Origin of the sequence: Pseudomonas sp. AF32 (assembly GCF_022342325.2) — a bacterium.
GTDB lineage: Bacteria > Pseudomonadota > Gammaproteobacteria > Pseudomonadales > Pseudomonadaceae > Aquipseudomonas > Aquipseudomonas uvaldensis.
Genome location: NZ_RQJK02000001.1, coordinates 240,569 through 258,117, shown reverse-complemented (window position 1 = coordinate 258,117; position 17,549 = coordinate 240,569). Strand labels below are relative to the sequence as shown.

Here is a 17,549-nt window from a genome sequence, read left to right as displayed (position 1 = left end):
TTAATCTATGACTGCTGCGCTTGCCTCAAAGCTGCAAACATTTGTGCTGTAGCCTTGAGAGGCTACATTGTCCAAAGTAGCCTCGTAAGGCTACACATGTTCAATGTGATTTCAGGATGTGCGTTACGAGCAGTCCCATTCCGATGCTCAAGCTAAAGCTCAGCAGTGTGCCCAGTAACACATACTCACTTAGGGAACGAACCTTGGCGTTCTGGATTTCATTGAAGCGCAGAATGCTTTTCGCCGTCAGGAGGAAACCGACCGCTTCCCATTGTTCGAGCAATACAAACGTCAGAATCAGAAGCCGTTCCAGGTAACCGATCAATGTTCCGGCGTTTGCCAGGGAGCCGCTTTTGTCGATCTCCTTGATCCACGGGCTGAGTATTGTGCTTATCAAGGCAGAAGCGGGACGCAGCATCGCTACATAGGCAAGCCCGACAGCAAGTATTGGCGTGGTGAACAGTTTGGCCAGGTAAACCTGGAACTGCGCAGCGTTGTTTTCGGAAACCAGCCAGACCGCAACCAGGCTAATTATCAGAACGGCTTCTCTGGACAGCAAAGCCAGGGTCGATGATTTGGATGAGTTCGGAGTCAGGATAAGGGGCAGGAATCTGGCAATCGCCATGAACAGCCCGGCCTTCCAGGCAAAGGCGTCATCATCACGCAACAGGATCATCAACAATGTAAACGCGACGAAATAGATACCTGCAATCAACAGGCTGATGATGACCTTTTGGCTAAAGCGGTGGGGCGGTTCGAAGCTGCTGTAGCTGGGTATCCAGAAGCCCAGTACCACGTGTGCCAACAACAGGATGACGAGCAAGGTTGATGTATCAACCATCGGACAGTTCTCCGATCAGCCGGCTGATATGCGCCAGGTATTTATCCAGCAAACGTGCTTGGGCGCGTTGCAACGCTTTGTTGACGGTGATGCGGGATTTACCCAGCGCGTTGGCAATGCTCTGTTGGTCGGTGGCTTCGATCAGGTGAATGGCATAGGTTTGAGCTTCGACTGCAGTCCATTGCTCAAGTATGGCGGCTGCGAACTCTGTCAGCAGCTCTGTGCGTTCCTGGAATTCCTGATAGTTGCTGAATATCGCCAGCGTGTTTTTCTTCATGTTATCGAGTCCTTGGCCGGACAAGACGAAGGCTTCGCGGTAGGTCTGCGATTGCTGTGCGGAACCGATGCCTACGGCGATCCGTGCATCCCAGCGCTCTCCTTCGGGACTGGCTGCCACCAGGGCTGCCCGTAAAGCAATGGCACATTGAAGCGCCTGCTCGGGCCGACTCAGCGAAAGCTGGAAGCCGTCACCGCGAAAGGTTTCCGCTTTGGCTTTGTAGCGTTTTTCCAGTTGCTTGAGCACGGCTTTCAAGCCAGAGATGTAGGCGAGCGTATCCCCTGCGCTTTGCGAGTGGATCAGGTCACCGGTCAAGACCGCCTCTAACTTCATTGCGCTAATCCTGTTATTGGAAGCCGTAAAGTAGCCTTTAAAGGCTACTTCTTCAATAGTAGCCTTTGAAGGCTACTTTTAAGATTTCGTCCATTTCTCCAACGCAAACTCCACGAAACTGCGCAGCTTAGGCAACCGGTAGCGATCCTGGGCATAGATCAGGTTCATCGGCCGGTGGGGCAGTTGGTAGTCCTGTAACAGCGCCACCAGATTCCCCTCCTTGAGGTCCTGTTCCACCAATGCATCAGGCAGCATCACCACGCCCATGCCGGCCAGGGCGGCGCGGTGCAGGCCCGAGGAACTGTTGATCAGCATCGGCCCGTTCACCGGTATCTTGATTTCACCCTCGGGGCCGTTGATGGGCCAATGGTCCTGGGCGAATCGCCATTCGTCTCCGGCGGAATAGGCGAATGACAGGCAATCGTGATGTTGCAGGTCGGCCGGTTGTTCCGGTGTGCCTCGCCGGGCGAGGTAAGCCCTGGAGGCGCAGATGGTCAAGGTGTAGTCCACCAATGGCCGGGCGATCAGTTTCGGGTCGGGCAGGCCGAGGCGGATGGCGACGTCGAAGCCATGGTCGAGCAGGTCCAGGCGTTGGTTGGTCAATACCACGTCGAGCTTGACTTGTGGATAACGTTGACTGAATTCGGCCAATGCCGGCGCGAGCCGCTCGGTGCCGAAGGTCAGCGGTGCGGTGATGCGCAAGGTGCCAGTGGGTTCGCCTTGGGTCTGCTCCGCCAGGCGTTCGGAGTCGGCCACCAGCCCCAGTACTTCGAGACAACGCTGATAGTAGGTCGAGCCGAATTCCGTCAGGCGCTGACGACGGGTCGTACGATTGAGCAGCCGCACGCCCAGGCGTTGCTCCAATGCGCGAAGGTGATTGCCTACCATGGTGGTGGACATTTCGCACGCCTGGGCTGCTGCCGTCAGGCTACCGGTTTCCACCACTTTGACGTAAACGCCCATTGCCTGGAACAGATCCATTATCAAGCCCAGCTTTTAAATGATTGAAGTAAAGCGCTGTTTATCCAATGCAGGTGGCTAACGATACTGGAAAAAACCACCCGATGGAGCCTGACGTCATGACTGCCGCCTGCCTGATGACCACTTATCAACCCCTGGCACTGAATTTCACCCACGGGTTGGGAACGCGCCTTTGGGATCAGGACGGTCGTGAATACCTCGACGCGGTGGCCGGCGTGGCGGTGACCAACGTGGGCCATTCCCATCCCAGACTGGTCGCTGCCATCAGCGAACAGGCCGGCCTGTTACTGCACACGTCCAACCTGTACAGCATCGACTGGCAGCAACGGCTGGCGCATAAACTCACGCAGCTCTCCGGGCTTGAGCGGGTGTTTTTCAACAACTCGGGCGCCGAGGCCAACGAAACCGCGTTGAAGCTGGCGCGTCTGTATGGCTGGCACAAAGGCATCGAGCAGCCACTGGTGGTGGTCATGGAGAACGCGTTTCACGGGCGCACCCTGGGCACCTTGTCCGCCAGCGACGGTCCGGCGGTGCGGCTGGGTTTTAACCGGTTGCCGGGAGATTTCATCAAGGTACCGTTCGGTGATTTCCAGGCTTTGGAAACAGTCCAGCAAGCCCACGGCGAACGCATCGTTGCGATATTGGTGGAGCCGATCCAGGGCGAAAGCGGCGTGCAACTCGCACCGCCGGGCTACCTCAAGGCCTTGCGGCAGTTGTGCAGCCGGCGTGCCTGGTTGCTGATGCTCGATGAAATCCAGACCGGCATCGGCCGCACCGGGCAGTGGTTCGCGTTCCAGCACGAGGGCATCGTGCCGGATGTCATGACCCTCGCCAAAGGCCTGGGCAATGGCGTGCCCATCGGTGCCTGCCTGGCCCGGGGCAAGGCGGCTGAGTTGTTTACGCCCGGCAGCCATGGCAGTACGTTCGGCGGTAATCCGCTGGCCTGTCGGGTTGGCTGCACGGTACTGGACATCATCGAAGAGCAAGGCCTCGTGGATAACGCCAAGTGCCAGGGCGAACGGTTACTGAGCCGGCTGCGGGCGGAGCTGGCGGATAACCCGAACGTGCTGGCGATTCGCGGCCAGGGCCTGATGATCGGCATCGAACTCAAGCAACCGGTCCGCGACCTGGCGTTGCGCGCAGCCCAGGACCACGGCCTGCTGATCAACGTCACCCGGGGCAAGACCATTCGTTTGTTGCCACCGCTGACGATCGATGGCCGGGAAATCGAGATGATCGTCAGAGGGGTGAGCCGCTGCCTTCAATGATAAAATCGGCCTGATTGAAGCGCAGCGGGACGGAATTTTTAACGTTCGCTGCGTTCCAACGCCGGCCAGAGTCGATTGCCCGTGCCCTGGCACATCAGACCGAAAAACCAGGAGCTTGTCCCCATGTTCACCTCGCGTCGCTTGATTGTTGTCGCTACCACTGTGGCCCTGTTGTCCGGCTGCGCGTCGCCTAACCCTTATGATAACCAGGGCCAGGCTTCCACCGATTCTTCAGGGATGAGCAGAACTGCCAAGTATGGCGGCCTGGGGGCCCTGGCGGGTGCGTTGGCCGGTGCGGCCATCGATCACAATAACCGTGGCAAAGGTGCATTGATCGGCGCCGCGGTCGTGGGCGCTTCCGCTGCCGGTTACGGGTACTACGCCGACCAGCAGGAAAAGAAACTGCGAGCCAGCATGGCCAACACTGGCGTGGAAGTGCAGCGCCAGGGTGACCAGATCAAACTGATCATGCCGGGTAACATCACCTTCGCCACCGACTCGGCCAACATCGCGCCCAGCTTCTATCAGCCGCTGAACAACCTGGCCAACTCCCTCAAGGAGTTCAACCAGAACCAGATCGAAATCGTGGGCTACACCGACAGTACCGGTAGCCGCCAGCACAACATGGACCTGTCCCAGCGTCGTGCGCAAAGCGTGGCGACCTATCTCACCTCCCAAGGCGTGAGCAGCGCGAACCTGAGTGCGCGTGGCGCCGGCCCGGACAACCCGGTTGCCAGCAATGCCGACGTCAACGGCCGTGCGCAGAACCGTCGTGTCGAGGTCAACCTCAAGGCGATTCCAGGCCAGCAATACCAGGCTCCACAACAGCAGGGGCAGACTTACCAGCAATACCCATGATTGCTGACGGCAAATGAAACGGGGGCCATGGAAACATGGCCCCCGTTTTTCATGCCGAAGGCCATCCGCTGGTGGGTGAAGTGCGCGGGGACGGTATGCTGGCGGCGGTGGAGTTCATGGCGGACCGCGAACAGCGCACGGCTTTCGATCCTGCGTTGAAAGTCGGCCCCAAGGTCTCGGCTGCCTGCCTGCAGCAGGGCATGATCGCCCGCGCCATGCCTCACGGCGACAGCCTGGGCTTCGCCCCGCCGCTGATCCTCACCCGTGAAGACGCCGACCTGATCGTCGACATCACCAAAGGCGCCATCGATCAGGTGGCGGAGCAAGTGCTGGATTAAGCCGTGCTGTGGGGTGGCTGCGAGAGACGTAGCCACCCTCAATCCCTTGTGGGAGCGAGCCTGCTCGCGATAGCGGTGTGCCTGAACAGGTGATGTCGGATGTACCGAGGTCATTGCGGGCAGGCCTTGCTCACAGATTTCCCCCCCCGGTGGCTGCGGACATATGGCCACCTCCGATCACATATTTCCTATCTCAAATCTCTCCTCTGTGACGCTTGGTAGTATGACGACTTTTCGTGAGTCGTCACATCGCTATGTGAGCGTTCTCTTGGTTATTCGCCATAAATAGAGAATTTACGGTTGACACAGCGCCATCAACGTCAGAATAATCCGTCACGTTGTATGACGACATACAAATAAATAACAAGACACGGTGCTCCCTCCCTATGAGAATCACAGGCGTTCACGTCGACATCTTTTCCACCCCTTCGCGCCGTGCCCAGGACAGCGCCGGTCATGCCCACCCCGGCGAGGAAGTCATGATTAAGATGGCCTTGCTGCGCATCGGTTGTGACGATGGCAGCGAGGGGTATGCCTTCGGCCCGCCTGAATTGATTCGTCCGCACATCATCGAATCCTTCGTGCGCAAGGTACTGGTCGGCCGCGATCCGATGGATCGGGAGAGCATCTGGCAGGACCTGGCGCACTGGCAGCGTGGCAGTGCCGGGCAGTTCACCGATCGGGCGCTGGCGTTGGTGGAGCAAGCCCTGTGGGATCTGGCCGGGCGCAAGCTCAAGTTGCCGGTGCACAAGCTGATCGGCGGCTACCGTGACAAGGTTCCGGCCTACGGTTCGACCATGTGCGGCGACGATTTGCCGGGCGGGTTGTCCACACCGGATGAATACGGTCAGTTCGCCGAGAAACTGGTCCAGCGCGGCTACAAGGCCATCAAGCTGCACACCTGGATGCCGCCGATATCCTTCGCGCCGAACCCGCAAATGGACATCCAGGCCTGCGCCGCAGTGCGCGAGGCGGTGGGGCCGGATATCGCGCTGATGCTCGACGGTTACCACTGGTACAGCCGCATGGACGCGCTGACCATTGGCAAGGCCCTTCAGGAACTTAATTTCGCCTGGTTCGAAGAACCGATGATGGAAGACTCGGCGGAGTCCTATGCCTGGCTGGCCGCCAACCTGGACATCCCGGTACTGGGCCCGGAAAGCATCGCCGGAAAATTCCACAGTCGCGCCAGTTGGGTGACGCAGAAATCCTGTGACATCCTGCGTGCCGGCGTGGCCGGGGTCGGTGGCATCGGGCCGTGCCTGAAGGTGGCGCACCTGGCCGAGTCATTCGGCATGGACTGCGAAGTACACGGCAATGGCGCGGCGAACCTGGCGGTGGTCGGCGCGATCAGCAACTGCCGCTGGTACGAGCGTGGCCTGCTGCACCCGTTCCTCGACTACGACGAAGTGCCGGCGCACCTCAACAGCCTCGTCGACCCCATGGACGCCGACGGCTTTGTGCACCTCTCGGATCGCCCCGGCTTGGGCGAGGACATCAACTTCGCGTACATCGAGGCGAACACCGTGTCCCGACATTGATCGTGTGCCCCGTCCGGGGCCGATAACGGCCCGAACGACAAGTCTTTATAAATATAAGAAAGGACTGAACCATGAATCTCTGGCCCAAGCGCCTGACCCGGCTGCTGTGTGTCACCGTGGCCCTGTGCGCAATGCAGGTGCCCGTCAGCCTGGCTCAAGGCGAAACGCCCCCCGACCAATTGGTGGTGGGCATGAGCATGATCAATTTGCTGTCCCTGGACCCGGCCGCCGCGACGGGGCTGGAGGTCGCCGAAGTCAACGCCAACGTCTATGACATGCTCCTGGAGCAGGACGCGGCGCAGCCGGATATGCTGATTCCGGCCCTGGCGAAAACCTGGGAGATCAGCCCCGACCGCCTGCGGCTGACTTTCCAGTTGCGCGATGACGTGCGTTTCCACTCCGGTGCGCCGCTCACCGCCCAGGACGTCGCCTGGTCATTGCAGCGCGTGGTCACCCTCAACCGCGCCCTGGCGTCCACCTGGAAAGCCTACGGCTTCACCGCTGACAACGTCGTCAAACTGATGCGCGCCGAGGGGCCGCACACCTTTGTCATGGAGCTACCACGCGTCACTGACCCGATGCTGGTGCTCAACACCTTGGCGACCTCTCCCAGCGCCTTCATCATCGATCGCTCGGTCGCTTTGCAACATCAGGTCGCCGATGACCAAGGCGCGGCATGGCTGGCGACGCACGCGGCCGGCTCCGGCGCGTTCAAGCTCGACATCTGGCGCGCCAACGACGTGATCCTGATGAGTCGTAATGACGACTACTGGCGCGGCGCGGCGAAATTGCGCCGAGTGATCATGCGCAACATGACTGAGTCCCAGGCGTTGCGCCTGATGGTCGAGCGCGGTGACCTGGACGTGGCCCGTGGCATGGCGGCCACCGACATCAAGGCCCTGGGCAAGGTCGACGAGGTGCGCATCCAGAGCATCGCCCGGGGCACCCTGTACTATGTGGCGATGAGCATGCAGCAGCCGCTGTTCCAGGACATCCGCGTGCGCCAGGCCATCCGCCTGTTGATCGATTACCAGGGCATCAATGAAGTGGTGATGCCGCATTACGGCGTGCTCAATCAACGGCCGTTGCAGCTGGGGCTGGCGGCACGCCTGCCGGATCCGGGCTATCGCCTGGACGTGGCCGAGGCCAAGCGCCTGCTGGCGGCGGCCGGTCATGGGGACGGCTTCAAGATCAGCATTCGCTCGCTCACCGATCCGCCCTTCATCAACATCGCCACCAGCCTGCAAGCGACACTGGCCCAGGCCGGTATCCAGGCGACGATCATCACCGGCACCGGCAACCAGATCTACGGGGCGATGCGCGACCGTCAGTTCGACATCCTCGTCGGCCGCGGCGGTGGCGGGGCGGAGCGCCATCCCCATTCCAGTCTGCGCGCCCTGGTGTACAACCCGGACAACCGCACCGAGGCCAAGCTGAGCAACTTCCAGGGCTGGCGCACTTCATTCTTCGACCCGCAGCTCAATCAGTTGATCGAGCAGGCCGAACGCGAGCGCGATCCCGAGCGCCAGCGTGAACTCTACGGGCAGATCCAGAACCGCTACGACCAACAGGCTGGGGCCATCATGCCGGTCTCGCAGATGGTGGATGAAGTGGTGACCCATGCGGACGTGCGCAACTACATCGGCCACACCGCCGCCACCACGCGTCTTCGGGACGTCTACAAGCAGCGCTGAAATCGACGGCCATGCGGCCAAGGCAGGAATGAATATGTCGACTGCATTCTTTTCAATCTGGACCACCCGGGCCGCGTCAGCGACCCGGCGCGGCGGCTCGGTGGCGGTCACGCTGCTGGGGTTGCTGCTACTGACCTTTTTCATCGGCAGGGTGATGCCCCTGGACCCGGTTCTGGCCATCGTCGGCCCCGACGCCGATGCCTCAGCCTACGCCCAGGTGCACAAAGAACTGGGCCTGGACAAACCGTTGTGGAACCAGTTCGCGATCTACCTGGGCGACCTGCTCCAGGGTGATTTCGGCATGGCCTTGTTGACCGGCAATCCGGTCATCACCGACATCGCCCGGGTGTTCCCGGCCACTTTGGAACTGGCGACCCTCGCGATTCTGTTCGGCGTGCTGGCGGGCTTGCCATTGGGTGTCTACGCCGCGACTCATAAGGGCCGTGCCGGTGATCACGTCGCGCGCCTGATCACACTGTTTGGTTATTCCACGCCGATTTTCTGGATCGGCATGATGGCCTTCCTGGTGTTCTACGCCTGGCTGGGTTGGGCCGGTGGCGTTGGGCGGATCGGCCTGGCCTATGACGGGCTGATCCCCCGGCACACCGGTCTGCTGTTGATCGACACCGCCTGGTCCGGCGAGTGGGAAGCCTTTCGCAGCGCGTTGCGGCACATCCTGCTGCCGGCGGTGATCCTGAGCTTCAACTCGGTGGCCTACATCAGCCGCATGACTCGCAGTTTCATGCTCGAGCAGTTGTCTCAGGAATACATCATCACCGCCCGGGTCAAGGGGCTGTCCCAACGGCGGATTGTCTGGGGACACGCCTTCGGCAACATCCGCGTGCAACTGCTGACCATCGTCGCGCTGGCCTACGGTGGCCTGCTGGAAGGGGCGGTCCTGATCGAAACCGTATTTGCCTGGCCGGGTTTCGGCCAATACCTGACCAGCAGCCTGCTGCTCGGTGACATGAACGCGGTGATGGCCTGCGTGCTGTTGATCGGCCTCATCTTCGTGACGCTGAACCTGATCAGCGATGCGCTGTACAAGATCTTCGACCCGAGGACTCGCCAATGAACCTGCCCCTTGCTTCCAGCGCGGCCGGCAGTGCCGCGCTGCCCGCCTCAAGCGCCGCGGCACTGACCGCCAGCACCCTGCGCCTGCTGCGATTCTTGCTGCGCAACCCGATGACCTTCGTCGGCCTGATCGTGGTTTCGACCTTGATCCTGGTGGCCGCCATTGCCCCGTGGGTTGCCGGTCACGACCCGCTGCTGCAGAACCTTGCCGGTGCCTTGCAGGCACCCGGCAGCGTGCACTGGTTCGGCACGGACGAGTACGGTCGGGATGTCTTCGCCCGGCTGGTGTACGGCTCGCGCATCACCCTGTACATCGTGTTGTTGGTGACGGTGATCGTCGGCCCCATCGGCCTGCTGGTCGGGACGGTATCCGGCTACTTCGGCGGCTGGGTCGACAACTTGTTCATGCGCATCACCGACATCTTCATCTCGTTCCCCAGTCTGGTCCTGGCGCTGGCGTTCATCGCGGCCCTCGGTCCAGGCCTGGAGCATGCGGTGATCGCCATCGCACTGACGGCCTGGCCGCCGATTGCCCGTCTGGCACGCGCCGAGACATTGCCGCTGCGCAACGCCGACTTCGTCGTAGCGGTTCAGCTCCAGGGCGCGTCGAGTACCCGCATCATCCTGCGCCACATCATTCCGATGTGCCTCTCGTCGGTGATCATCCGCCTGACCATGAACATGGCGAGCATCATCCTCACCGCTGCCGCCCTGGGCTTTCTCGGCCTCGGCGCCCAGGCACCGTTGCCGGAGTGGGGCGCGATGATTTCCACCGGGCGGCGCTACATGCTCGAAAGCTGGTGGCTGGTAGCTGCGCCAGGTATGGCGATCATGCTGGTCAGTCTGGCCTTCAACCTGCTGGGCGACGGCTTGCGTGACGTCCTCGATCCGCGCAGCCAATCCTGAGGAACAGCCCATGACCGAAATAAAACTGGCAGTACAAGACCTTTGCGTCGAGTTCCGCAACGCTGGCAGAACGACCCTGGCGGTCCGTGACGTATCGTTCACCCTGGGCCGGGAAAAACTCGCCATCGTCGGCGAGTCCGGCTCTGGAAAATCCACCGTCGGTCGCAGCCTGTTACGCCTGCATCCACCCACGGCGCGCATCACCGCCAGGACCCTGCGCTTTGCCGACATCGACTTGCTGGCGGCCAGTGAGAAGCAGATCCAGGCGATCCGTGGCGCACGCATGTCGATGATCATGCAGGACCCCAAATACTCGCTGAACCCGGTGGTGCGGGTCGGCGAACAGATTGCCGAGGCGTACCTTGCTCATCACAAGGTGCCGCATCGAGAAGCCCGCGAACGGGCCCTGGACATGCTCGGCAGGGTCCACATCCGTGACCCGCAGCGGGTCTATGACTTGTACCCGCACGAGGTCTCCGGCGGCATGGGCCAACGGATCATGATCGCGATGATGGTGATCACCGATCCCCAGGTGATCATCGCCGACGAACCCACTTCGGCGCTGGACGTATCGGTGCGCCGGCAGGTGCTCAACGTGTTGGAAGAGTTGGTCAGCGAGCGAGACCTGGGGCTGATCTTCATCAGCCACGACCTGAACCTGGTGCGGCACTTCTGCGACCGTGTGCTGGTGATGTATGCCGGTCGCGTGGTCGAGTCGATTGCCGCCGCTGACCTGGACCAAGCCTCTCATCCCTATACCCGTGGCCTGTTGGCCGCACTGCCCAGCCTGGACCATCCACGTGCCACCCTGCCGGTGCTGCAACGTGACCCGCTTTGGTTGAATGCCTGAGGAGAGCCTGTCATGAGCATGATTGAAATCACCGGCCTTAACCTCGGTTTTGGCACCGGCGCGGCACTGAACACGATATTGCACGATGTCGACTTGAGCGTGGCCGAGGGCGAGGCTTTCGGTCTGGTGGGAGAGTCCGGTTCGGGCAAGACCACGGTGCTGCGCTGCCTCGCCGGGCAGTACCAGCATTGGACCGGCAAGTTGCGGATCGCCGGCCAGGCCGTGACTCGCAACCTGCCGCTGAACCACTACCGCACGGTGCAGATGGTGTTCCAGGACCCGTACGCCTCGTTGCATCCACGCTACACCGTCGATGCCGCGCTGCAAGAACCGCTGCGCATTCATGGGATCAGCGGGCGTTCGCAGAAGGTCAGCGAGATCCTGCGCAAGGTTGGTCTGAACGATAGCTTCCGCTTCCGTTATCCGCACCAGTTGTCCGGTGGCCAGCGCCAGCGTGTGGCTATCGCCCGTGCGCTGATCTTGCGGCCGCGGGTGCTGTTGCTGGATGAGCCGACCTCGGCGCTGGACGTCTCGGTGCAGGCGGAAATCCTTAACCTGCTGGCCGATCTGCGTCGTCAGGAAGGGCTGACTTACTTGATGGTCACCCACGACCTGGCAGTGGTCGCGCACTTGTGTGACCGGCTGGCGGTGATGCAGCAGGGCAAGGTAGTGGAGACGCTCGACAGCCACTTGCTGGCGAGCGACGGCGCAACGCACGCGTATACCCGTTTGCTGGTGCAGGCCAGCCGCGACATACAGCGCGTTCCCATAGCGGTCTGAGTCACGCGTTAACCCGGTTGTATTTGTTTTAACCCGCAGAAGACGTTGAGCCCCTGGTTTCAATGCCGCGCCCGCGCTCGCCTGCGATTTGACGTTTCACCCAACTAACCCCTGCAACTAACAAGAATAAAAAACATGAAAAAGACACTTCTATCCGTTTCCCTCGCTTCGTTGTTCGCTTCGTTCGTTGCCCAGGCCGACACCGGCTATATCAACGTCCGCCACCAATATGCGGAGCAAACCCGCATGCACGCCGACCGTGCCAAGTTCGGCATGCGATTGGACAATGGCGTAGGTCTGGAGGGCGAACTCAAATACAAGACCGCCGGTGATCGTGAAGATGTCGCTTTCGATAATACCGTTGGCGCCGGTCATGAGTTCACCGTCAACTATCAGCACAAACTCAATGATCGCTGGACGTTGACGCCTTCGTTTGCCATGGAAAGCGACGAGGAATCCACCACTTACAAGTTGGGCATGCGCCTGGGTTATCGCATTACCAAGGAACTGAGCATCGCCGGTCGCTATCGTTACGACTCCTCCAAGCTGGACCGCGACCAGGTCGACCATGACGTGCCCCGGAACGGCAAGGACGATCAGAAAATCAATCGCTACGACGTCTACGTCAACTATGCCGATCAAGGGCCGTGGGCTTATGAGTATCAACTGACCTACTTTGATGCCGACTACATTCGCTATGACGGCGGCACCGATGACTATGAGCAGAATGTCGTGGTCAAGTACAAGTGGGACAAACGCTGGGCGCCGTTTTTTGAAGTGGGCGATATCAAAGTCAACTCCGTGGACAATGATCGGCAACTGCGTTTGCGCGTCGGCATCCAATACAACTTCTTCTGAAACTGTGTGGGAGCGAGCCTGCTCGCGATGGCGGTCTGTCTGGGGCGATGATGTTGAATGTGACGCCGTCATCGCGAGCAGGCTCGCTCCCACAGGGGCAGGTGAAAAGGCAACTTATTCGTTATAGAACGCCTGGCGTTGTTGGGTTTCGCGCAAGCGCATGCGGCTGTTGCTCAGGTGCAGGAACATCGCGGCACGAGCTGCGTCGACATTACCGCTGGCGATTGCATCGAAGATCTGTTGGTGTTCGGCATTGATGCCTTGCAGGTAAGCGCTGCGATCACTTTGTCCGGAGTAGGCGGAGTTCATGCGGGTACGCGGGATCAGCTTGGTACCCAAATGCTTCATGATGTCGATCAGGTAATAGTTGCCGGCGGCCTTGGCGATTTTCAGATGGAACTGGAAATCGGCGTTGATGGTGGTGCCGGACTTCTCCGGCCCTTGCAGCAACGCCTCCAATGCCTGAGACAGCTCGGCCAGGGCTTCAGGCGTTGCGCGCTCGGCGGCCATGCCGGCGGCCTGGACTTCCAGGCTCAGGCGAAATTCCAGCAGGTTGAGTACATCCGACAACGTGGCAATCGTCGCCGGTCCGAGAGTAAAACCCTCCGGCGCCGGCATGTCGAGGACAAAGGTGCCGACGCCATGGCGCGTCTCCACCAGCCCCGCCGCCTGCAAGCGCGACAGCGCCTCGCGCACCACCGAGCGACTGACGCCTTCGGCTTCCATGATGTGCACTTCGGTGGGGAGTTTTTCACCGCACTTGAGAATGCCGTCGCGCATGCGCTGGGCGAAGCGGTCGACCAGGGTTTCGGCGAGGCGGCGCGGCTTGTTCAGTGGAGATAGCGCTTGGTCCGTCATCGGCTTGCTCTAAGGTGATCAGCGGGCATTATAGTGCGTTTTGCCGCTAGGTCGCGGCTATAATGCCGCGATCGTCTGGCTTTAATGGATAGGTGCAATGGACCGTGTCACAACCGATCGCCGCTTGAGCATGACCCAGCAACTGGTGGTCGACCTGACGCAACAGATACTGGCTGGCGAACTGCCCGCGGGCAGCAAGTTACCCACCGAGCAGGTCATCATCAAGGAGCGCGGGGTCAGTCGGACGGTGGTTCGCGAAGCCATGTCGCGACTCCAGGCCGAAGGTTTGGTGGAGACTCGCCATGGTATCGGCACCTTCGTGGTGGACACCGCCCGGCCGGGTGATTTCCAGGGTGGCAAGCACGTCAAGGGTGGGACCCATGACGCATTGGCGGTGATTGAACTGCGCCTGAGCCTGGAGGTGGAAGCGGCGGGCATCGCTGCGCAACGGGCAACGCCGCAACAACTGCTGATGATGCGCGAAGCGCTCGATGCGGCGAATGAACTTGATGCCGCGGATAGCGAAAGCGCTCGGAAGGATTTCGAATTTCATCTGCTGATCGCCCAGTGCACGGGCAACAGCTTCTTTATCGATGCCATGACCCATGTGGGCAACACGCTGATCGCCGTCGTGCAACAGGCCGCGCCTGCCGTGACGAATGAAAACCGCGCGCTGGTGATTCGCGAGCGCGAGCAGATCCACGCGGCGCTGACCCGGTGCGATGCCGAGGCAGCCCGGGCATCGATGCGCCTGCACCTGATTAACATGCTGCGGCGGATCCGCGGCGTGGTCGAGCTGGCGGAGCAATAGCCCCCGTGATCCCGTATAGGGTGGCTGCCAGAGCTCAATGCTCTGTGGGAGCAACTGTCTTGGATGATTTATTTAGCCATTCTTTTTCAAGGCATCAACAGCTCAGGCTGACGGCGATTTCGGCGGCAACATGCGCGTAGGCGGTTTGCCGTCGGCATTGTGCTGGTAGATCTGAGCCGGCTGCCCCTGTTCATTGAAGAACACCTGGCCGATGCCCGCCGAGTTCCACAATCGCTCCCCGGCCTCGGCATGTTCCGGGGTGTGGGGAATGATGCGCATGCGTCGGCGCTGGGTGAACCAGTTCAAGGGTGAGCGGGGCGCGTAGAGCCAGCGGTTCAGGCGGTCGAACCACTCCAGCAGGGTCGGCGGGAATTCATTCTTGATGCCGCTGCTGGTGATCTGCCAGATGCGCGGGCCGCCCTTGCGGTGTCGGATGAACACCTCATAGACGAAGGAATAATGCACATCCCCTGACAGCACCACGTAACTCCCCGGTGTACGGGAGTGTCGGAAAATGTTCAGGATCACCTGGGCCGCGCCGCGATGCGCCATCCAGTTTTCAGCATCCACCAACAATGGGTAGCCGCACCAACTGAAGACCCGCTGCACGGTTTCGATCAGCTTCACCCCGAAAATCGGCGCCGGCGAAACGATGATCGCCGATGGATGATCCAGCAAGTCCTGTTGCAGCTCGCTCAGGGCTTCCCAGTCCAGCAGGCCAGAGGGATGCCTGAGGTTACGCTCGCTGCGCCAGCGGCGGGTGCGGGTGTCGAGCACCACCAGGGCGGGGGTACTGGGCAGCACGTAATGCCATTGTTGGAAGCCCAGCAGTCCGTCGATCAGTTTGTCCTGGGGCTCGCTGTCGAGATAGCGGTCCCGCGCCGTGTCGCTCAAGGCCACGGTTTGCTGGATCACCGCCTCGAACGCGTCCGGGTTATTGCCCCAGCCCTGGCAGAGCATGTAGGCGATCAAGGCATTGCCGATGATGCGCTTGGAGAATGGATGACCGTAGGCCGTTTCCTCCCACTGCGCGGACAGGTTCCAGTCATCGGTGATGTCGTGGTCGTCGAAAATCATCAGGCACGACAAATGTGCGAACACCCGGGCCACGCCCCCCAGCCCAGCCTTGAAATCGTCGATGCGCTGGCGTTCCTGCTCGTAGCGCTGGCGGCGTTCGGCGGTCAGTTCGGGCGGTTGTGGGTCGATCAGTGTCCATGGCACCGGGGACCAGACCAACAGGTACATCGCCATGACTTCGGCGAAGGTCACCAGATGATTGTCGGCGCTGCTGCTGGTGAAGATCGGTTTGCGGGCTCCTCCGAAAAACCGTTCGCGCAGGGTTTCGTTGCTTTCCAGCGCCGGCAGCAAATCGGCGCGGTGGTAGTAGCTGGCGGGGTGGCGGTAGAGCCGTGCACTGTCCTCCACCACGGCACCGTCCAGGCGTTCCTCGAACAGCCCCAACCGTTCGATCAGCGCATGAATCGCCCGCAACATCGGTCCGGCGACGTCATCGGCATAGACCTGGTCGCCGCTCATCATCAACAAGGCCGGTCGTTGCGCCGGGGCCTCGGCCAGCAGTCGGTCGACACAGAGCAAGCCGTCGTTGGCCCGATGGTGAGGCTTGCGGCATGAGCCGTGGACCAACTGCCCGATGCGCGAATGCAACACGAAGTTCGGGCGTTGTGCTTCGCCGTACAACAGGTGCGGTGCCCATTCGGCGATGGGCGCGCCTTCCACCAGCAGGTCATAGTCGATCACCACGTCCTCGGGCAGCGGGCCGTCGAGGCGTACATCGATCAGATGCACGAAGGCCTGCTGACCCACCGGTACCACCGTGCAACGCGAGGCATCCAACGTTAGATCGCTCATGCCATCCAGCCGTAGCGTCAACGCCAGCGAGCGTGTTCCCACCAGCCACATCACCAACCGCCTGGGCTCCAGCCGCCGCAGCAGTGGGCCGACCAGAACGGGAGGAAGGGCAAGGGTGGTATCAGTGGAGGACGGCATGCGTGGGTAAAGCTCGGGCTCAGGTGGAGGCGGGGATCATAACGCAATGGGGTTTGGTGCAGGGAAGGGGGCGAGTTTTACTGTGAGAGCAATGCTCGCTCGCGATTGTTTGGGTGGCCGCCAAGACCGAGTCGGCTTCATCGCGGGCAAGCCTTGCTCCCACAGGCTTAGCCCACAGGGTATGTCTCCATAAATGTCACTGGGCCTGGTTGGCCGCTTGTGCCGCTTTAAGTAGATCCGGTCCGATCTCCTTTTCGAACCTGGCCCATACCGGTTTCATCTTCTCGCGCCAGGCGTTGCGCTCTTCAGGGGTGAGGGTAATGATCTCGGTGGTCTTGGCGTTGAGCACGTACTGTTTGTCCTGTTGGTTCAGGCGTTCGGCTTCACCGTTCGTGTAGGTGGTGACTTCTGCCACGATCTTGTCCAGTTCGGTGCGGATATCCGGCGGCAGGCCGTTCCAGAAGTCGGAGGTGGTGATCCACATGTAATCGAGTGCGCCGTGGTTGGTTTCGGTGACGTACTTCTGTACTTCATGCAGTTTCTGGTTGTAGAAGTTCGAATAGGGGTTTTCCGTACCGTTGACCACGCCCGCGCGCAGGGCCTGATACACCACCGAAAAGATCATCGGTTGGGCCTTTGCGTCCACGGCCTTGAATTGTTCGGCGAGCACTTCGGACGTTTGTATCCGAAACACCAGGCCACGGGCATCTTCAGGCTTGCGCAGGGGCTTGTTGGCCGACAGTTGCTTCATGCCGTTGTGCCAATAAGCCAGGCCGGTGATGTTCTTGCTCTCCATGGACTTGAGCAGCTTCTGGCCCTCGGGGCTCAGTTGAAACCGGTCCAGCGCGGCAATGTCTTCGAACAGGAAAGGAAGATCGAACAATTGCACGGTCTTGGTGTACTGCTCGAATTTGGCGAGCGAGCGCGCAATCATTTGCACTTCCCCCAACAGCAGGGCTTCCATCTCCTTGTCGTCGTTATACAACGTGGAGTTGGGGTACACCTCGACCTTCACCTTGCCCGCCAGGCGCTCCTCCACCAGCTTCTTGAACATCAACGCGCCCTGGCCCTTCGGCGTCTGCTCGGCCACGACGTGGGAAAACTTGATCACGATCGGCTCGGCCGCCAGGGCCGTGCCCCAAGCGGTTAAAGCCAGGACGCAGAAGACTGCTTTCCAGAGAGGTTTGAACATTGCGAGGTTCCCTTTGCATTTTTATTGATCTACGAGCTCGTCCAAAAACGAGACAACATCAAGTCTAGGAGAAAAACGGATG

At 60.7% G+C, this 17,549-nt stretch carries 16 protein-coding genes and 1 pseudogene; 11 read left to right on the top strand and 6 right to left on the bottom strand.

What is annotated here, in order from left to right; all coding sequences use genetic code 11:
* Window positions 1-100 precede the first annotated feature (100 nt).
* From EGM97_RS01275 to EGM97_RS01265, 3 genes are all read right to left on the bottom strand, one after another.
* A complete protein-coding gene (locus EGM97_RS01275; RefSeq protein ID WP_238961504.1) occupies window positions 101-841 on the bottom strand; it encodes a hypothetical protein in 741 nt (246 codons plus the stop codon).
* Window positions 834-1,451 carry a hypothetical protein gene (locus EGM97_RS01270; RefSeq protein ID WP_238961503.1) on the bottom strand — a complete coding sequence of 206 codons (618 nt, stop codon included), beginning with the start codon at window positions 1,449-1,451 and terminating at the stop codon, window positions 834-836. The genes EGM97_RS01275 and EGM97_RS01270 overlap by 8 nt, the downstream gene beginning before the upstream one ends.
* Before the next feature lie 78 nt (window positions 1,452-1,529).
* Window positions 1,530-2,432 carry a LysR family transcriptional regulator gene (locus EGM97_RS01265; protein ID WP_238961502.1) on the bottom strand — a complete coding sequence of 301 codons (903 nt, stop codon included), beginning with the start codon at window positions 2,430-2,432 and terminating at the stop codon, window positions 1,530-1,532.
* 98 nt (window positions 2,433-2,530) lie between these two features.
* On the opposite strand from EGM97_RS01265, the gene EGM97_RS01260 reads away from it, so the two are divergent.
* The 10 genes and pseudogenes from EGM97_RS01260 (at window position 2,531) to EGM97_RS01215 (ending at window position 12,599) form a co-directional block, all read left to right on the top strand.
* On the top strand, window positions 2,531-3,700 hold the full coding sequence (locus tag EGM97_RS01260; protein ID WP_238961501.1) for an aspartate aminotransferase family protein: 1,170 nt from the start codon (window positions 2,531-2,533) through the stop codon (window positions 3,698-3,700).
* A gap of 123 nt (window positions 3,701-3,823) precedes the next feature.
* The gene (locus tag EGM97_RS01255; protein ID WP_238961500.1) at window positions 3,824-4,558 is read left to right on the top strand and encodes a YiaD family glycine zipper/OmpA-like lipoprotein; all 735 of its coding nucleotides are present in this window, start codon (window positions 3,824-3,826) and stop codon (window positions 4,556-4,558) included.
* Window positions 4,559-4,611: 53 nt separating this feature from the next.
* A pseudogene (locus EGM97_RS01250) lies at window positions 4,612-4,896 on the top strand (aspartate aminotransferase family protein); the annotation flags it as partial.
* Between the two features lie 386 nt (window positions 4,897-5,282).
* On the top strand, window positions 5,283-6,437 hold the full coding sequence (locus EGM97_RS01245) for a mandelate racemase family protein (RefSeq protein WP_232776051.1): 1,155 nt from the start codon (window positions 5,283-5,285) through the stop codon (window positions 6,435-6,437).
* Window positions 6,438-6,508: 71 nt separating this feature from the next.
* A complete protein-coding gene (locus tag EGM97_RS01240; RefSeq protein WP_238961499.1) occupies window positions 6,509-8,131 on the top strand; it encodes an ABC transporter substrate-binding protein in 1,623 nt (540 codons plus the stop codon).
* 34 nt (window positions 8,132-8,165) lie between these two features.
* Window positions 8,166-9,206: an ABC transporter permease gene (locus EGM97_RS01235; RefSeq protein WP_238961498.1), complete on the top strand. Its 1,041-nt coding sequence runs from the start codon at window positions 8,166-8,168 to the stop codon at window positions 9,204-9,206.
* On the top strand, window positions 9,203-10,111 hold the full coding sequence (locus EGM97_RS01230) for an ABC transporter permease (protein WP_238961497.1): 909 nt from the start codon (window positions 9,203-9,205) through the stop codon (window positions 10,109-10,111). The genes EGM97_RS01235 and EGM97_RS01230 overlap by 4 nt, the downstream gene beginning before the upstream one ends.
* 10 nt (window positions 10,112-10,121) lie before the next feature.
* Window positions 10,122-10,961, top strand: a complete 840-nt coding sequence (locus tag EGM97_RS01225) for an ABC transporter ATP-binding protein (protein WP_238961496.1) — start codon at window positions 10,122-10,124, stop codon at window positions 10,959-10,961.
* Window positions 10,962-10,973: 12 nt separating this feature from the next.
* Complete coding sequence (locus EGM97_RS01220) at window positions 10,974-11,741, top strand: ABC transporter ATP-binding protein (protein ID WP_232776056.1); 768 nt, start codon at window positions 10,974-10,976, stop codon at window positions 11,739-11,741.
* 135 nt (window positions 11,742-11,876) lie between these two features.
* A complete protein-coding gene (locus tag EGM97_RS01215; protein WP_238961495.1) occupies window positions 11,877-12,599 on the top strand; it encodes an oligogalacturonate-specific porin KdgM family protein in 723 nt (240 codons plus the stop codon).
* Between the two features lie 114 nt (window positions 12,600-12,713).
* On the opposite strand, the gene EGM97_RS01210 is transcribed toward EGM97_RS01215, so the two are convergent.
* The gene (locus tag EGM97_RS01210) at window positions 12,714-13,457 is read right to left on the bottom strand and encodes a FadR/GntR family transcriptional regulator (RefSeq protein WP_238961494.1); all 744 of its coding nucleotides are present in this window, start codon (window positions 13,455-13,457) and stop codon (window positions 12,714-12,716) included.
* A gap of 97 nt (window positions 13,458-13,554) precedes the next feature.
* Between EGM97_RS01210 and EGM97_RS01205 the strand changes: the two genes are divergently transcribed.
* Entirely contained in the window at window positions 13,555-14,268 is a 714-nt protein-coding gene (locus EGM97_RS01205) for a FadR/GntR family transcriptional regulator (RefSeq protein WP_238961493.1), read from the top strand.
* Between the two features lie 102 nt (window positions 14,269-14,370).
* Here EGM97_RS01205 and EGM97_RS01200 read toward each other — a convergent pair whose 3' ends face one another.
* Window positions 14,371-16,275 carry an alkaline phosphatase D family protein gene (locus tag EGM97_RS01200; protein ID WP_238961492.1) on the bottom strand — a complete coding sequence of 635 codons (1,905 nt, stop codon included), beginning with the start codon at window positions 16,273-16,275 and terminating at the stop codon, window positions 14,371-14,373.
* Window positions 16,276-16,471: 196 nt separating this feature from the next.
* Window positions 16,472-17,467: a TRAP transporter substrate-binding protein gene (locus EGM97_RS01195; RefSeq protein WP_238961491.1), complete on the bottom strand. Its 996-nt coding sequence runs from the start codon at window positions 17,465-17,467 to the stop codon at window positions 16,472-16,474.
* Window positions 17,468-17,549 lie beyond the last annotated feature (82 nt).